Raw genomic sequence first — 15,476 nt, 5'->3', positions numbered from 1 at the left:
TTAAAATTATGCAAATTAATTTACTAAAACTATTGATCATGGCATCAAAGAAGTTATTGTATGCCTTCCTGATTCAGGTGTTTGCAATGCAGTTTATTTTGGCGACACCAACCAAAAGTCAAAACCTGGAAGATGTCGGGATAAGTATCCGGGCGAATTCCCAGAGTCTGAAGGAAATCTTAGAAGTTATAGAAGAAAAGACAGTCTTTAGCTTTACCTATAACCAAAAAGTAGCCAGGGACAATCAGCGAATTACTTTTAATTATCAAGACAGTAATGTTAAAGAGGTACTTCAACATTTGGCTCAAATTACGGATTTTGAATTCAAAAGGTTAAACAGTACAATATATGTAGCACCAAGAGAAAACTCTTCAGGCCCATCGGAAGGGATAATAGATGGAGAGGAAAATGAAACAGACGAGGATGAGGTAACCATTTCCGGAAAAGTAACCGATGAAAATGGAGATCCTCTGCCCGGAGCAACGATATCAGTACAGGGTAGTTCTTCCGGTACCGTTACGGATCTGGATGGCACTTACTCATTAACGGTACCGGACGGTGCAACCATTGTTTTTTCTTTTATCGGTTACCAATCCCAGAGTTTTACCATTGAAAATCAAACCACAATTGATGTGCAAATGGTTCAGGACGAATCTTCTCTGGAGGAAGTAGTTGTAATTGGTTATGGTACCCGGGAGAAGAAAGATTTGACCGGTGCAATCTCGCAGATCGATTCTGAGGAAATCACGAAAACAGCAAGCATGACACCAGAGCTGGCGATGCAGGGAAAAATGGCAGGAGTATTTGTATCCAATCCCGGTTCAGACCCAAATGCAAGGCCTTCCATTCGGATTCGGGGAGTAAGTACCCTGGGATACAATGACCCATTGTATGTAATTGACGGTGTGCCTTTGGTAGAGGGCGGGGCTGCATCTGGGGATGCACGATCGCAGGACCAAAGAGGAGATGTCAATGTTTTTAATCTTATCAACCCCAATGACATTGAATCCATATCAGTATTAAAAGATGCTTCGGCCACTGCCATTTATGGGGTTCGGGCTTCCAATGGGGTCATTTTAATTACGACCAAGAGGGGGGCAAAAGGAAAACCCAAAGTCAGCATTTCTTCCAGATATGGGGTTCAAAATGTCAGGAATGATTGGGAGGTAATGAATACCAACGATTACGTTGAAACATATCTGGAGGCCCTAAACAATAATCCGGCAGCTTCACCTGATCCTAATTTTTTCCAATTTTATGATAGCAGTTCACCAGAATACCTGGGAAATAGCCCCTATTATACCGATCAATGGCTGGAGGCAACACGGGTAAAGAACGCTGTGATTCAAGACCACAATGTATCCATTACAGGAGGCAATGAGATGTCCAATTATGCCGTTGGGGCTGGGTTTTCGGGTCAGGAAAATGCCATGTATACCAGCACCTTCAACAGGTACTCAGCCTATGTCAATTCTGATCACCAGGTAGCCAGCTGGTTAAAAGTTGGTGAATCTTTTCGTTTTGTCTATTCTCAAACAGCAGAGGATGCAGGGGCAGGCTTAAATACCGCTTTTTCAGCTCCATGGCAGCCCTTGTATGATCCTTCTGGATTTAGGGGATATGCCGCCCCGGGCCGGATTGTAGGAGATTCTTTTTTAAGTAACGGGTATGGCGGTGCCACCAGAAATAATTTTCTCGCCATAGCAGATTTGAATACCGTGCAAAGAGACATGATACGAAATATTGGATCGTTTTATGCTGAAGCCAGTCCCATCGATGGCCTTCGATTGCGGGGCACGTTTAGCTTTGACCAATTTACCAATACACAGCAGCGGTTTTTTGACCAGAGAAGAGGGATATTTGAGGCAAACCAGGGGACTCCCTATTCCGGAGAAGGAAATACCTATCGAAGAAGAATCAACGAGAATATTAATATTGTAAAAGAATTTTTAATCGGATACAATAAAAGTTTTGGCGAACACCGGATAGATCTGATTCTTAATGCTATGGACCAGCAGGTACAGTGGAATAATACCCAGTTAGCGTCTGACCAGAATTCACCACTTCCAGGTTGGGACCAGCGCAGGATCGAAGAAGGATGGGCAAGGGAAAATAAAGCCGTGCTTTATGAGCGTTCTCCTTCTGGTCTCCAAGGATACATGGGAAGGCTAAGCTATAGTTTCGCCAGCAAATACTACCTGGATGCTACAGTAAGAAGAGATGGTACTTCCAAATTTGGTCCTGGCTACAAATGGGGAACTTTTCCCAGTTTCGGTGCTGCCTGGAGATTGTCATCAGAAAACTTTATGAACCAGGGTTTCATTGATGACCTTAAACTTCGTGTGGGATGGGGTCAGACAGGTAATCAGGAAACACGGGATTTTGCCTTTTTGTCCCTGGTAAATTTCAACCCGGTCTATGCCCTGGGCTCAGGCGGAAGTGCTGCCGGCGATGGGATTATACAATCCGCCGCCGCCTTGGGTGACTTTCCTATTGTAGATATGAGTTGGGAGACCGTCACGACAACCAATATAGGATTGGATGCCATGTTATTGAGCAACAGGCTCTCCCTTACTGTTGAATATTACCAACGATACACAGATGGAATCCTCCAGGCCATCAATATCCCACAGGTAATTGGTGCACTTTCTCAGCCAGTAGTCAATCTTGCAAATGTGGATAATCGAGGTTTTGAACTTCAAGGAAATTTTCAGGACAAGGTTGGGGATATTAGTTATTCAATAGGAGCCAACCTCACGACCGTAAGAAACAGGGTTTCCAACCTTTACCAGGGCAGACCCTCCGGGGGAAATTCCAATCGAATAGAAGAAGGAAGACCGATTAATTTTTTGTGGGGTTACCGGACTGATGGAATCTTTCAGACCGAAGAACAGGTAGAATCCTGGTTGGAAGAAAATGAAGATCCGGGATATCAGGCTCAAAAATCTCCCGGGGATATTCGATTTGTGGATATTCAGGGACCTCCTGGTGAGGAAGATGGGGAAAATGCTTTTTTTAGCCCAAATCCCGATGGTAGGATTGACGCCTTTGACCAAACCTATATTGGAAAGTCAATTCCTGGATATTATTATGGAATCAACCTGGGACTCAATTACAAAAACTTTGATTTTAGCATTGACTTCAGGGGTTTAGGTGATATGCAGCGAATCTTCACCAATGGCCTGCAAAGTGTAGGTGCCGGTGGAGGAAATTTCCTGGTAGATTACCTGGATCGTTGGACACCGAATAATCCATCGAATACGATTCCAAGGGCAATTACCGAAGATCCTTCCGGAAACAATAGAATTGCAGACAGACATGTAGCCAATGCCGGATTTTTCAGATTCCAAAATTTTCAATTGGGTTATAATGTTTCGGGAAACCTGTTATCAAGGCTTGGGGTGAGCAATCTCAGGGCCTATCTGATGGGGCAGAACCTTCTCGTATTCAGTCCTTTTCCCGGGCTTGATCCAGAGAATGATACCACCCCCACTACTTTTATTTTGGGCGTAAATCTTGGATTTTAATGAAAACCGAAATCAAAATGAAAAACATTAGAAATATCATCAGTTTATTGATCATCACGGGAGTGGCCTTTCTTTCCTGTGATGATTCAACCATAGAATTAGATCCCATCGGAGATACTGAGGCTGGTTTTTTCCAGACGGAAGAACAAATGACACAAGCGGTCCTGGGTACTTACCAAAAGCTTACGTTTTTTTACACCTTCCGTGGAGGGCCAAACAACTTTCTGCAAGCCATTTGGCAATTGCCAGGTGACGATCTGACAACCGAGGCCAACCACCCTCACGAGTTTTTCTCAGGTCTCAATGGGAATAACGGGCAATTAAATGCATTTTATAGATTTTCTTACCAATTGATAGCCCGTGCCAATACTTTGATGCAAAAAATTGAAGAAAATGGATCGATTGCCTATGAAAATCAACCCGAACTGATGGATTATCATCGTGGAGAGGTGTTGTTTTTAAGGGCCTGGATGTATTTCAAGCTTTGGAATACCTATGGCACAGCACCTTTGGTAAGGGAAAGAATAGTAGCGTTGGAGAATGCTTTCCCTCCCAATTCTCAAGGTACTGAACTATTGGATCAGGCTATCCTGGATTTGGAGGAAGCAGCACAAATTTTACCCGAGGCCTGGGGTGATGCCAATAAGGGAAGAGTGACCCGCAATTCAGCCTTGGGCCTTAGGGGTAAAGCATTGGTGTTCAGAGGTACAGTAACTGGAAGTAGTGCTGATTTTACCAGTGCTATTCAGGATTTTGATGCCATCTCCGGCGTTTCTTTGACTTCCAATTATGGAGATAATTTCAATACGGCCATGGAAAACAACGAGGAGTCCCTTTTTGAATTTCAGGCCAATAATCAGGCTGGCATCAACAATGTTTTTTTGGATAACGATAGCTTTGCAGTGGTGGGTGATATTGGTGCCTACTACGGGCATTTTGTCAGAAGACCAACCTGGGTGGGAAATACCGTATATTCTGCAACCTCCACATTGATGGATGAGTTTGAACCTGGAGACCCCAGAATCAATTATATTTTTGATCCGGAACCCGGGTTGGTTACAAATGTAGTCAAGTATATCAAAGATGGAAATTGGACCAACAATCCGGGTGGAGCTAACGGTTCCAGCAGAAACAATCCAAGGATTTTAAGGTATGCAGACATATTGCTATTGAAGGCTGAGGCTACCGTTCGCTCTGGCGGTAATTTGTCGGAAGCCGTGGCCCTTTTGAACCAAATCAGGGAAAGGGCGAGAATGTCAGCAGAAAATGAAATGTCAGCAGTACCCTCCGATTATACGCTTACCGGAGAAACAGAAAGCACTGTATTGGAATGGATATTCAAAGAAAGAAGGATGGAACTCGCCTGTGAGGAAGGTCACCGGTGGTATGATTTGAGAAGGAGGCATTTGGCAGGAGAAATAGATTTGAAAACCTGGGATTTCGACAGCAAAAGAATCGATCTTGAATTCGAAGATTTCCATGTCAATTTTCCTTTACCAGAAATTGAGGTGATCGAAAACGAAAACATGAACCAAAACGCCGGTTATTAAAAAATAAATATCAGACCTATTGAATCAAATTATTGTAAAGATCCCGGTATTATTGGTGATAATCACCTCTTTTGCCGGGGTTTTTCTTTCGATCTTTTATGAAATAAAGCGGATGTATATTCAATGAATGAGGGAAAAAATGACTATCAAAATAACGTAAAACAATTCATTCATTTTATTCCCTAAAAAGTAAAGTGAATTGAACCCAGGCGCTAATTTGATTTTTAGAAGATTCAATTTGTTAACCCTCTGGGAATTATATGGGATCGACCTTCTGGTTGAAAGCAATGAAATCCTTAAAAAATTTTAATTATTGAAGCATTAGGGTTTTATTTGTATGAATTGTTGCCTTCTGACAGAACTAATAATCATTAATTAAATATCCATGACATTAAAAAATATGTTGCCCCTGTTTGCTGCCCTGCTGATGGTCTCCTGTCAGCAGGAGCAGGCGGAGCAAGCTGAAAAACAAAAACCCAATATCCTGTTTATCCTGGCCGATGATCTGGGTTACCACGATTTAAGCTGCATGGGCAGCGATTATTATGAGACACCAAATATCGATAGGATTGCCAACGAGGGCATGATTTTCACCAATGGTTATGCCGCCTGTCAGGTTTGCAGCCCTTCCCGGGCCAGCCTGATGTCCGGCAAATTTCCGGCAAGGCATGGAATTACCGATTGGATAGGTGCCAAAACAGGAGAGGACTGGAGAGCGGCAGGAAGGTTTAACAAACTGCTGCCGCCAGAAAACAAAGACCACCTGGACCTGGATTACACCACCCTACCGGAAGCCATGAAAGCAGCAGGATATGCCACTTTTTTTGCCGGAAAATGGCACCTGGGAGGAGAGGGTTCTTTGCCGGAAGACCATGGTTTTGATATCAATAAGGGTGGCTGGGACAAAGGCAGTCCCATGGGAGGATTTTATGCTCCCTGGGATAATCCATACCTGGAAAATGGTCCCGATGGAGAAAGCCTGACCATGCGCCTGGCCAGGGAAACAGCCAATTTTATCCGACAAGAGCAGGATAAACCCTTTTTCGCTTTTCTTTCTTTTTATGCAGTGCACGCCCCCATTCAGACTACCAAAGAAAAATGGTCCAAATACAGGGATAAAGCCGAAGCCTCCGGCATAGCGGAAACAGGATTTGAAATGGGTCATTTTCTTCCGATCCGGCAGGTGCAGGACAATCCCGTCTATGGTGGATTGGTGGAAACCATGGACGATGCTGTCGGCCATGTGTTACAAACGCTTGATGAACTGGGTTTGGATGAAAACACGATTGTAGTTTTTACTTCTGACAATGGAGGAGTATCTGCAGGAGATGCCTTTGCAACTTCCAATCTTCCATTACGTGGAGGAAAAGGATATCAGTTTGAGGGAGGTATTCGTGAGCCCTATTTTATCAAGACGCCTTTTCTGGACAATGCAGGTAAGACTTCTGATGCTCCGGTGACAGGAACGGATTTTTACCCCACCTTGCTGGAACTGATCGGTGAGGAATTAAAGCCCGAGGAGCACCCGGATGGGGTCAGTCTTTTGCCACTGCTCAGCGGGGGAACAATTGAGGAGAGACCCCTTATCTGGCATTATCCACATTACGGCAATCAGGGCGGGGAGCCCTCTTCCATAATCCGTCTGGGAGAATGGAAATTGATTCATTATTATGAAGATGGCCGGGAAGAATTGTACAACCTGGATCAGGATATGGAGGAAAACCATGATGTGGCTGCCGAAAACTCCGAATTGGCCGGTAGGTTGAGTGAACAGCTTTTTGCCTATTTGGATGAAGTAGGGGCATTGTATCCTGAAAAAGACCCCATGTACGATCCGGCGAAGGAACAAGAGTACCTGAAAAGGGTTAGAAATGTCCGAATGCCGGCTTTGGAAAAGCAGCGGATGGAATTCCTGTCAAAGGATTTTGATCCGAGTAATCAATGGTGGGGCAGTGACGTGGGTACCAATGATTAATAATTCAAAATATTTGCGAAAATGCCCCTGTTCTAATAATCTTTTTTGAAAGTGCAGGACCATGTAAGTCGCTCAAATCTAATATATTAATAATTCAATTATTTGGCTCATTTTAGAAATTGAATAAAAAAATATTTACCCCACCCAAAATGAAAAACCTGATTGTTGTATTTGGCCTGTTTGTATTAATTTCTTGTAATTCCACCCAGGAAGAGCTTCCCCCTCCCAATATTTTATGGATTACCAGCGAAGACAATAGCCCTTTTGCAGGCTGTTATGGCGATGAGTTTGCCACTACTCCCAATATGGATGCACTGGCTGCTGAAGGGTTTTTATATACCCATGCCTATGCCAATGTACCGGTTTGTGCCCCCGCAAGAAATACCATTCTTACCGGTATTTATGCTACCTCAGGAGGACACCAACACATGCGGAGCTATTATGATAAATCAGACAAAATAAAACCCTACCCCCGAATGCTGAGGGAGGCCGGCTATTATTGCACCAACAATTCCAAAGAGGATTATAACATCAATCCTGAGCAAAATGAGGATTTCTGGGATGAATCCAGTAATAAGGCGCATTATAAAAACAGGCCCGAAGGCAAGCCCTTTTTTGCGGTTTTCAATACCACCATTTCTCATGAAAGTTCTATTCATAAATCTATTCCCTCCGAAGAATTGCGGCACCGTCCGGAAGATGTCACTTTACCTCCCTATCATCCGGATACGCCCGAAATGCGGCACGATTGGGCGCAGTATTACGATAAAATCGAAGATATGGACAAAAAAATCGGCGAGTTACTGCAGGAACTCGAGGATAGTGGTGAAGCAGAAAATACCATCGTATTTTATTATGGGGATCATGGAGGAGTTTTGGCAAGAAGTAAAAGGTATGTGTATGAGACTGGTACCCGTGTCCCTTTCATTGTCAGGATTCCTGAAAAATACAAGCACCTTTATCCTGCCGAAAATCCCGGATCCCAAATCAACCGCCTGATCAGTTTTGTGGACCTGGTGCCTACGCTGTTGAGTTTGATAGGAGAAGAAATACCCGAATACCTTCAGGGGAATGCCTTTTTGGGGGAACAAAAAACAGCCGATCCCGAATATGCCTTTATGTTCCGCGGAAGGATGGATGAACGCTACGACATGAGTCGTTCGGCCCGGGACAATAAATACCGGTATATCCGGAATTACATTCCATATCGGGTGTATGGGCAGTTTTTGGAATACTTGTGGAGAGCCCCTTCCATCCAATCTTGGGAAGCGGCTTACAAAGCAGGGGAATGCAATGAGATCCAATCCAAATTCTGGAATACCAAGCCTGCAGAGGAGCTATATGATACGGAAAATGATCCCTGGGAAGTCAACAATCTGGCGAATGATCCCCAATACGAAGATGTACTGAAAAGGATGCGCTCTGCTACCAAGGACTGGATGCTTGAAATCAATGACACGGGTTTTATCCCCGAGGCGGAGTTAATTGACCGTACTGAAGGCACCACGGCTTACGATTATATGAGGACAGCGGACCTGGATCTCAATGCCTTGATAGATGGAGCAAACCTGGCTTCAGATCCGCAAAAAGGAGACATTCCTTTTCTTGCCGAGATGCTGGATGATGAAGAGGCGGCCATCCGGTATTGGGGAGCGACAGGTATGTTGATTCTAGGCGAAGATGCCGGCGACGCTCAGGAAGCCCTCAGGAATGCCCTGAATGATTCCTCCCCCAATGTCAAAGTGGTGGCGGCTGAAGCCATGTACCGGTTGGGCTTTGAGGAGGAAGGGCTGCAGGCTTTGTACGAAGTACTGGAAACCCCCAATTCTTTTGCCAGAACTCATGCGCTGAATGCCATTGATAGCATAGAAGATGAGGCAGCCGCTACACAAATGGCTGTTTTGGACATGATAGGAATGGTAGGTGAGTTTAACCGCAGCCATTACGACCTTAGGGCGGCAAAGGGGCTGCTGACCAAGTGGAACATCGATCCCATGGATCATGGTTATGACATGAATTGGTAAGGGCATGAAAAGACGCTCATTCATCACAAAAATGGGGGCAGGGGCCTCCGTTTTTCTGGCAGGATCGGGTCCTATTCATGGTAAAACACCTTTTTTGCCTCCATATCATTACCCTAATACCAATAAGTTTGCTGATGTATTGAGTCAAAAAGGTGAATTCATGATCCGCCTGGAAGTGCTGGCAATGGACAAGCTGGAACCCCAGGAAGTGCAGTTGAAATTAAAACTGCCCAAAGGTATTTCCGGAAAAATAAAAGACTATCCATTTGCCAACAAGAAGGCAAAAATAGATCCAAAAAACAGCAATTATGGGTTTATGGTGGGGAAGGCTTTTCCTCATGTATTTGCAGTTTGGCTTCAGTCACCTGAGCCTGTTACCCCTTTTTCTTTTGCTTTTAATGGGATGGTTTGTGAATTTAGACTGGCAGAGTTGTTGGCAGCGGAAGAACTGTTCTTTCAGCATAACGGAGTAAAAGTCACCTGTAATTACCTGATGGATAAGGAAATTGGAAACCTGAACCCTCAGAAAATTGGAATTGCACCACAAAGCGGGCTTTTTTCCCTGGTCATCCTGGCAGATCCCCAGGGAGGAGATCCGGTCACGCCAAAAGCCCATCCCACAAGGATGAAAATCCACAATGCTTTCATCGAAGACAGCGTCAACAGGATAAATGATTTGACCCCTAAACCTGCCTTTTCTCTGGTTTTGGGAGATATTGTGGACAATCAGGGAGAGAGGTCCCATTTTGAGGCCATGCATGCTTATCTCAAAAACATTCAAACACCCATCCTTTATGCCGTAGGCAATCATGAAACCCGTTACCAGGCCAAATTTTCACCCGGGTATCAAATGGATGAATTCAACAATTATTTCAGTGCCCAAAAAGAACTAAACGGCCTTGAATGGCTCCTTTATAGTTTCGATTTAGGCGACTGGCATTTTATTGTCTGGCCCGATCCCTTGCGCAGTAATTTCTTTGAAACCCACCCGCATTATTTTGACTGGCTTGAGCAGGATCTGGAGCAAAACAAAGACAAACCCACCCTGTTTTTCCAACATGTACCCACTCATCCCATAGGAATTGATCCTTTGATCAATTACGCAGAATCTGTGGCTGTAAAGCGCATGCTTTTGGACAGATTAGCTACCCACGGCAATGTCAGGTTTATTTTCAGTGGACATGTACATATTCCCATTAAAGCTTCTTTCAAAACTGCGGTAAGCTATAGGGGAATGAAAATGATCAACCTGCCTGCGGCCGGTTACCGTCCCAGGGCTTTTGGAGAAGAAGAAATTCATGGAGGCCCTTCACAAGGCGTATTGATTTTTGACATCAATGGCAAGGAAGGAAGGCCCTATTTTAAGACGGTAACTGAAGAAGTTTATTCTTTTCCCGATCAATTGCCAGATTTTGCAGAAGCTGCCTACCCGCTGTGGTTGAACTACAAATGGCAGTTGGATGCTGCTGAAGAGATAAAAAACGGAAATTTCGCTCAGGGGCTGTCTCATTGGCATCCTAGATTTGTGTACAGGGAAGATGACCATCCCTCCAATCGCATGGAGGTGAAAAGATTCCAGAGTTATCAGACCTTATACCTGCGCAGCGAAAAAAGAAAATACCACATACCGGGTCAGGACCGCCTTCCCCAGACCATCAACCATCTCTGTCAGGCCATATCCTTAGAAAACCATTCAGGAATGTTGCAGTTTGATTATTGCCTGGATAAAGATTCGGTTAAGCTGCAAGATGCATGGACCGGCGGCTTTGTCTGGCTGGAGGGGTTTCAGGGAAGTATCAAGCTTTTGAACATGGCCTATTGGCTGGGTAAGGGGTACAGCCAGCTATCGGACCGTTTTTCCGATAGTGCGGACGTTCCGCTCCGGCATTATCACTTGCCTGCTCCGGATGAACGCTGGCGAAGTACCCAACTCAATTGGATGCAAGATTATCAGGCGTTGGGCCTGGATCTACCGGGGCTGGATCGTCTGGTAGTTAACCTGGGTACCTGGCACATCAATGATGGAAACAGTCCCGGGTTTGGTGTTTATTTCACCAATCTGAAATGGATTCCGGATTTGGATGGATCGCAGGTAGCAGGAGGTAAAATCAGGAAAATGCCGGATGAAGCCCTGTGGCGAATGAATAAATACGAGCCTTTTGTACACATTGCCGGAGAGCACCGGTACATCATGTCCACCCAAAACCCGAAGCAATGAAGCGCCGTTATTCCCTTCTTTTTATTATCATTTCCCTTTGCTTTTCTTGCAATCCAAAACAAAAATTTGAAGTCCTTTCACTCAAAACCAGCCATATTGATCGGCCATTGGGTTTGGAGGAAAGACCGGTTTTTGGCTGGCAAATCCAGGCGGAAGCTGGTTTCAAACAACGTGCTTATCAACTTTTTCTAGCCTCCCAACCGGATAATTTGGAGTCCGGGAAGGCGGATATCTGGGATTCCGGGAAGGTCTCTTCGAGCCAGTCCCAGGGAGTAAATTACCCCGGGGAAATGCCTGAGGACGGGCAAAGAGTTTACTGGAGGGTAATCATTTGGGATCGGAACAACCAGCCTGCTTCCAGCAAAGATACTTGGTTTGAAATGGGACTGACCCAATCTTCCAGCTGGAAAGCCTCCTGGATTTCTTCCATACCGGAGGTGGATAGCGTTCCACCCTTACTACCTGCTCCCTATTTTCGCAAAACGTTTCAAATTAACGAAGGCATTCAGCAGGCAAGACTTTACATTTCCGGGTTGGGGTATCATCAGGTGCAACTCAATGGTCGGAAGGTAGGGGATCATGAATTGGATCCGGCTTTAACCCGCTACGATAAGCGCGTTAAGTACCTGGTACACGATGTCACGGATTTGCTGAGGTCCGGCGACAATGCAATCGGGATTGTCCTGGGAAACGGTTGGTACAACCAACACACCCGTGAGGCCTGGGATTTTGATCAGGCCCCCTGGAGAGCTTCGCCAGCGGTCATGGCACAATTGGAAATCGTCGACCAGCAGGGTAGGGAACATCTGGTCAAGACCGATGCCACCTGGAAGGTTACCCAATCCGGCCCCATCATTTTCGACGGGGTGCACAACGGTGAAAGCTATGATGCCCGCAAAGAAATGCCGGGTTGGGCAACTCCTGGATTTGCCGACGGCTCCTGGCAGCATGCCATAGAAATTTCCGGACCGGAAGGCAAACCATCCGCCCAGGTGATGCCACCCATCAGGATGATCCAATCCCTGAAAACAATTAAACAATGGGAGGTCAATGACAGCACCCTCATGCTGGATTTTGGTCAGAACCTTACCGGCTGGGCACGTATCCGGATCAATGGCCAGGCAGGATCCCGTATCAAAATGCGGTATGGAGAGCGCATTTACCCCGACAGTACCTTGGATGTGGAAGAACTCAGCCGCTTTATCTGGACGGGGGATACCCAGACCGACCGGTATTACCTGAAAGGCGGTGGAGAGGAATCCTGGCATCCCATCTTTACCTACCAGGGATTTCAATATGTGGAAGTGACAAGAAGTGATCCCGAGGTGGAATTATTGGATATACAAGCCGATGTGGTCCACACGGATCTTGCCGAAAAGGGTTATTTCAGAAGTTCGAATGACATGTTCAATCAGCTGCAGGAAAATTTTCAATGGTCTTTTTTGGGCAATTACCACGGTTATCCTACCGATTGTCCGCACCGGGAAAAGATGGGCTGGACCGGGGATGCCCTATTGGTGGCCGAAACGGGTTGCTATAATTTTGACCTGACACGGGCTTACCTGAAGTGGATGGATGACTTTGTGGATGAACAGCGGCCGAATGGAGATCTTCCCGGAATCATCCCCACAAGTGGCTGGGGGTATACCTATAATCGAAGCGAAGATCCGGAACGCGGCTATGGGCCGCAGTGGGAAGGAGCATTTCTGGAAGTCCCTTGGCAGCTGTATCGGTTTACAGGCGATTCTATCATAATCAGAAATTACTATCCGGCACTCAAAAAATATGTGGATTACCTCAGGGCACATGCCGACGGGTACTTGTTGAACTTCGGGATTGACGACCACAAACAGTTGGAGAACAAGACTCAGGGACCTTTTTTGGCAACCTCCTTTTTTTATTATTTCAGTGTCATGCTTTCCAGAATGGCTGGGATTGCGGGGGAGCTGCAGGACCAGCAAACCTATGCCGATCTTGCCGACAGGATCGGGGAGGCGTTTCATGCCAAGTACTACGATTTGCAAAGTGGTGTCTACGATCACGGTGGGCAGACCGCTCAGGCTGTTCCCTTGTTTGTTGGGCTGGTAGAAAAGGATCAGGAAGCGGCTGTTCTGGCAGGTTTGTTACAAGCCATTGATGCAAAAGATGGGCATATCGATGCAGGAGTAGTGGGTACCAAGTCCATTCTCCATGTTTTGATGGATTACAAGCAGGATAGGATATTGTATGAAATGGCCAATAAGCGTACTTTTCCTGGTTGGGGGTACTGGGTGGACGAATTGAATGCCAATACCTTGTATCAAAATTGGGATGGTTCCCAAAGCCGCAACCACATCATGTTTGGCACCATCGGGGACTATTTTTATAAGGGGCTGGCCGGCATACGTCCGATGGAAGAGTATCCCGGATTTGAAAAGATACTGATCCAGCCCTCCTTTGATAATGATTTGGAATGGGTGGAGGCCGGGCATCAATCCCCCTACGGCTGGATCCGGTCACATTGGAAAAAGCAAGGGGAAACGATTCGCTGGGAAGTAGAAGTGCCTGGCAATTCAGAAGCTGAAATACGTTTGCCGGTGGGAATGACAGGTAACCTGCGGCTTAGTGGCAAGCAAATACGCGCATCCGATCTGGTTCGGGGGACAGATTCTGCCCGATCTTATACCGGGCTGCTGGTGGGTAGTGGTAGGCATGTGTTGGAGTTTTGAGAAGACTTAAAGCGATCATAACAAATGATGGAAATAACAAACAGTATCTCTTATTTTGGGTTTGTTAGGGTCGTTTACCATGATGATGGTTAATCCATTGGGATCTTTGGACCCTACAAGGTTTGGATTTTACTGGGCCCTATTTACGGGATTATTTTTTTTCTGTTGCCTGAACCGTCAAAAATTCAAAAAAAAAATGGACGAATAATTTTATAGTCAAACTATGACAAAAGTAGACCATTACTTTATTGAAAGTGATCGAATATTTGACAAAAGTTATAGGTATACATTGGTAAAAGTAGGGGATAAAAAATAGATTTGATAATATTTGGATTTTTTTAGATTTTTCATGATTTTTCATTATTTTTAGGGCTAATGCACCAATAAACCCTATCATGACCGCAATTCATTCCAAACTCAATGTGGAAGCCATTGTTATTGAAAATGGATTTTCATCAAATAAAGTAACCCCGGATTCAGTATTATGGGATCAATTCCGTAAGGGTAGTGATGCGGCATTTATACAGATCTATGAGCAGTATTTTGACCATTTGTATGCTTATGGCATGCGAATCAGTTTGGACGAATCCCTAACCAAAGATGGCATTCAGGAAGTGTTTTTTGAGCTCAAGAAGCTTCGGGAAAAAGTGAGCTCTACCGATCATATCAAGTTTTATTTGCTGAAATGCCTGAAGAGGAAGCTATATCAGCAACAAAGTCGCTGGGAAGGCAGAAGACAGCCCCTGCCGGGTGAGCATGGTTTTGATTTTGTTTTGTCTCCCGAGCAGCATTTGATCGATCAGCAGTTGGATCTGGAAAAAGTCACCGCCCTGAACCGGGCCATTTCCAGGTTGAGTCCCAGAAAAAAAGAGATCATCTATTATTTTTTTTATGAAGGCCTGTCCTATGCTGAGATCCGGGAATTAATGGGAATGGACAGTGATCATACCACCCGTAACCTGATGTATAAAGCACTTGGTTTTTTGCGGAAAACCCTCCGGTAATAGTCCTCTACCTCATGTCCATTAAAATCATCTCTAAAACCGATAAATTCGTTTAGCATTGCAAGACATTTTTTTTCACAGAGGCCTAAAAGAACCTCAGAGGGCTACGTTTTTAAATTTACCGTTTTCGTCATTGCAAGCGCAAGAAAGCGATCTGATTCGAATCGGACACCCAATAAATTTGTGGAATGGTAATAAATATGGTAGTACAGAACATATTCCGACAGACTACCGCGGGTGTGACGAGTCCTGCGATCCCCTTTTATCTCAATACTTACCCTCGCAGTGAGGACCAAATCAACCCATCAAATCATCACGTCATCTTTTCGTCCTTAAGTCTCTCAGTCCCCTCTCTTGGTCACTATCTTCCTCAGTCTTTGTGTCTAATATTTTTGGAATGCGGCAGGACATTTTTTAATTACTAACAATATTTATTAAAAAATTCAGATTTATTAGGTGTTGTTTGGATG

The 15,476-nt window shown here is 45.0% G+C and carries 7 protein-coding genes; all 7 read left to right on the top strand.

Annotation, left to right across the window (positions count from 1 at the left end):
* Window positions 1–38: 38 nt before the first annotated feature.
* Window positions 39–3,527, top strand: coding sequence for a SusC/RagA family TonB-linked outer membrane protein (locus G9Q97_RS07115; RefSeq protein WP_166144632.1), 3,489 nt, complete (start codon window positions 39–41; stop codon window positions 3,525–3,527).
* A 17-nt stretch (window positions 3,528–3,544) separates the two neighbouring features.
* On the top strand, window positions 3,545–5,077 hold the full coding sequence (locus G9Q97_RS07110; RefSeq protein ID WP_166144629.1) for a RagB/SusD family nutrient uptake outer membrane protein: 1,533 nt from the start codon (window positions 3,545–3,547) through the stop codon (window positions 5,075–5,077).
* A gap of 385 nt (window positions 5,078–5,462) precedes the next feature.
* Window positions 5,463–7,052 (top strand): sulfatase, encoded by a 1,590-nt coding sequence (locus G9Q97_RS07105; protein ID WP_166144626.1) that lies wholly within the window; start codon window positions 5,463–5,465, stop codon window positions 7,050–7,052.
* Window positions 7,053–7,201: 149 nt separating this feature from the next.
* The gene (locus G9Q97_RS07100) at window positions 7,202–9,076 is read left to right on the top strand and encodes a sulfatase-like hydrolase/transferase (protein WP_166144623.1); all 1,875 of its coding nucleotides are present in this window, start codon (window positions 7,202–7,204) and stop codon (window positions 9,074–9,076) included.
* A gap of 4 nt (window positions 9,077–9,080) precedes the next feature.
* Entirely contained in the window at window positions 9,081–11,294 is a 2,214-nt protein-coding gene (locus tag G9Q97_RS07095) for a metallophosphoesterase family protein (RefSeq protein WP_166144620.1), read from the top strand.
* A complete protein-coding gene (locus tag G9Q97_RS07090) occupies window positions 11,291–14,002 on the top strand; it encodes a family 78 glycoside hydrolase catalytic domain (protein WP_166144617.1) in 2,712 nt (903 codons plus the stop codon). The genes G9Q97_RS07095 and G9Q97_RS07090 overlap by 4 nt, the downstream gene beginning before the upstream one ends.
* Window positions 14,003–14,397: 395 nt before the next feature.
* Window positions 14,398–15,006 carry an RNA polymerase sigma factor gene (locus tag G9Q97_RS07085; protein WP_166144614.1) on the top strand — a complete coding sequence of 203 codons (609 nt, stop codon included), beginning with the start codon at window positions 14,398–14,400 and terminating at the stop codon, window positions 15,004–15,006.
* Window positions 15,007–15,476: the final 470 nt, after the last annotated feature.

It is taken from the genome of Cyclobacterium plantarum, from assembly GCF_011290685.1.
Lineage (GTDB): Bacteria > Bacteroidota > Bacteroidia > Cytophagales > Cyclobacteriaceae > Cyclobacterium > Cyclobacterium plantarum.
The sequence above is the reverse complement of the archived record's forward strand: the minus strand, read 5'-3'. Positions and strand labels throughout refer to the sequence as shown.

Bases quoted from the DNA above. Each gene is read 5' to 3' on its own strand.
- G9Q97_RS07100 (WP_166144623.1), top strand. From the start codon at position 7,202: ATGAAAAACCTGATTGTTGTATTTGGCCTGTTTGTATTAATTTCTTGT.
- G9Q97_RS07090 (WP_166144617.1), top strand. From the start codon at position 11,291: ATGAAGCGCCGTTATTCCCTTCTTTTTATTATCATTTCCCTTTGCTTT.
- G9Q97_RS07115 (WP_166144632.1), top strand. From the start codon at position 39: ATGGCATCAAAGAAGTTATTGTATGCCTTCCTGATTCAGGTGTTTGCA.
- G9Q97_RS07105 (WP_166144626.1), top strand. From the start codon at position 5,463: ATGACATTAAAAAATATGTTGCCCCTGTTTGCTGCCCTGCTGATGGTC.
- G9Q97_RS07110 (WP_166144629.1), top strand. From the start codon at position 3,545: ATGAAAAACATTAGAAATATCATCAGTTTATTGATCATCACGGGAGTG.
- G9Q97_RS07085 (WP_166144614.1), top strand. From the start codon at position 14,398: ATGACCGCAATTCATTCCAAACTCAATGTGGAAGCCATTGTTATTGAA.
- G9Q97_RS07095 (WP_166144620.1), top strand. From the start codon at position 9,081: ATGAAAAGACGCTCATTCATCACAAAAATGGGGGCAGGGGCCTCCGTT.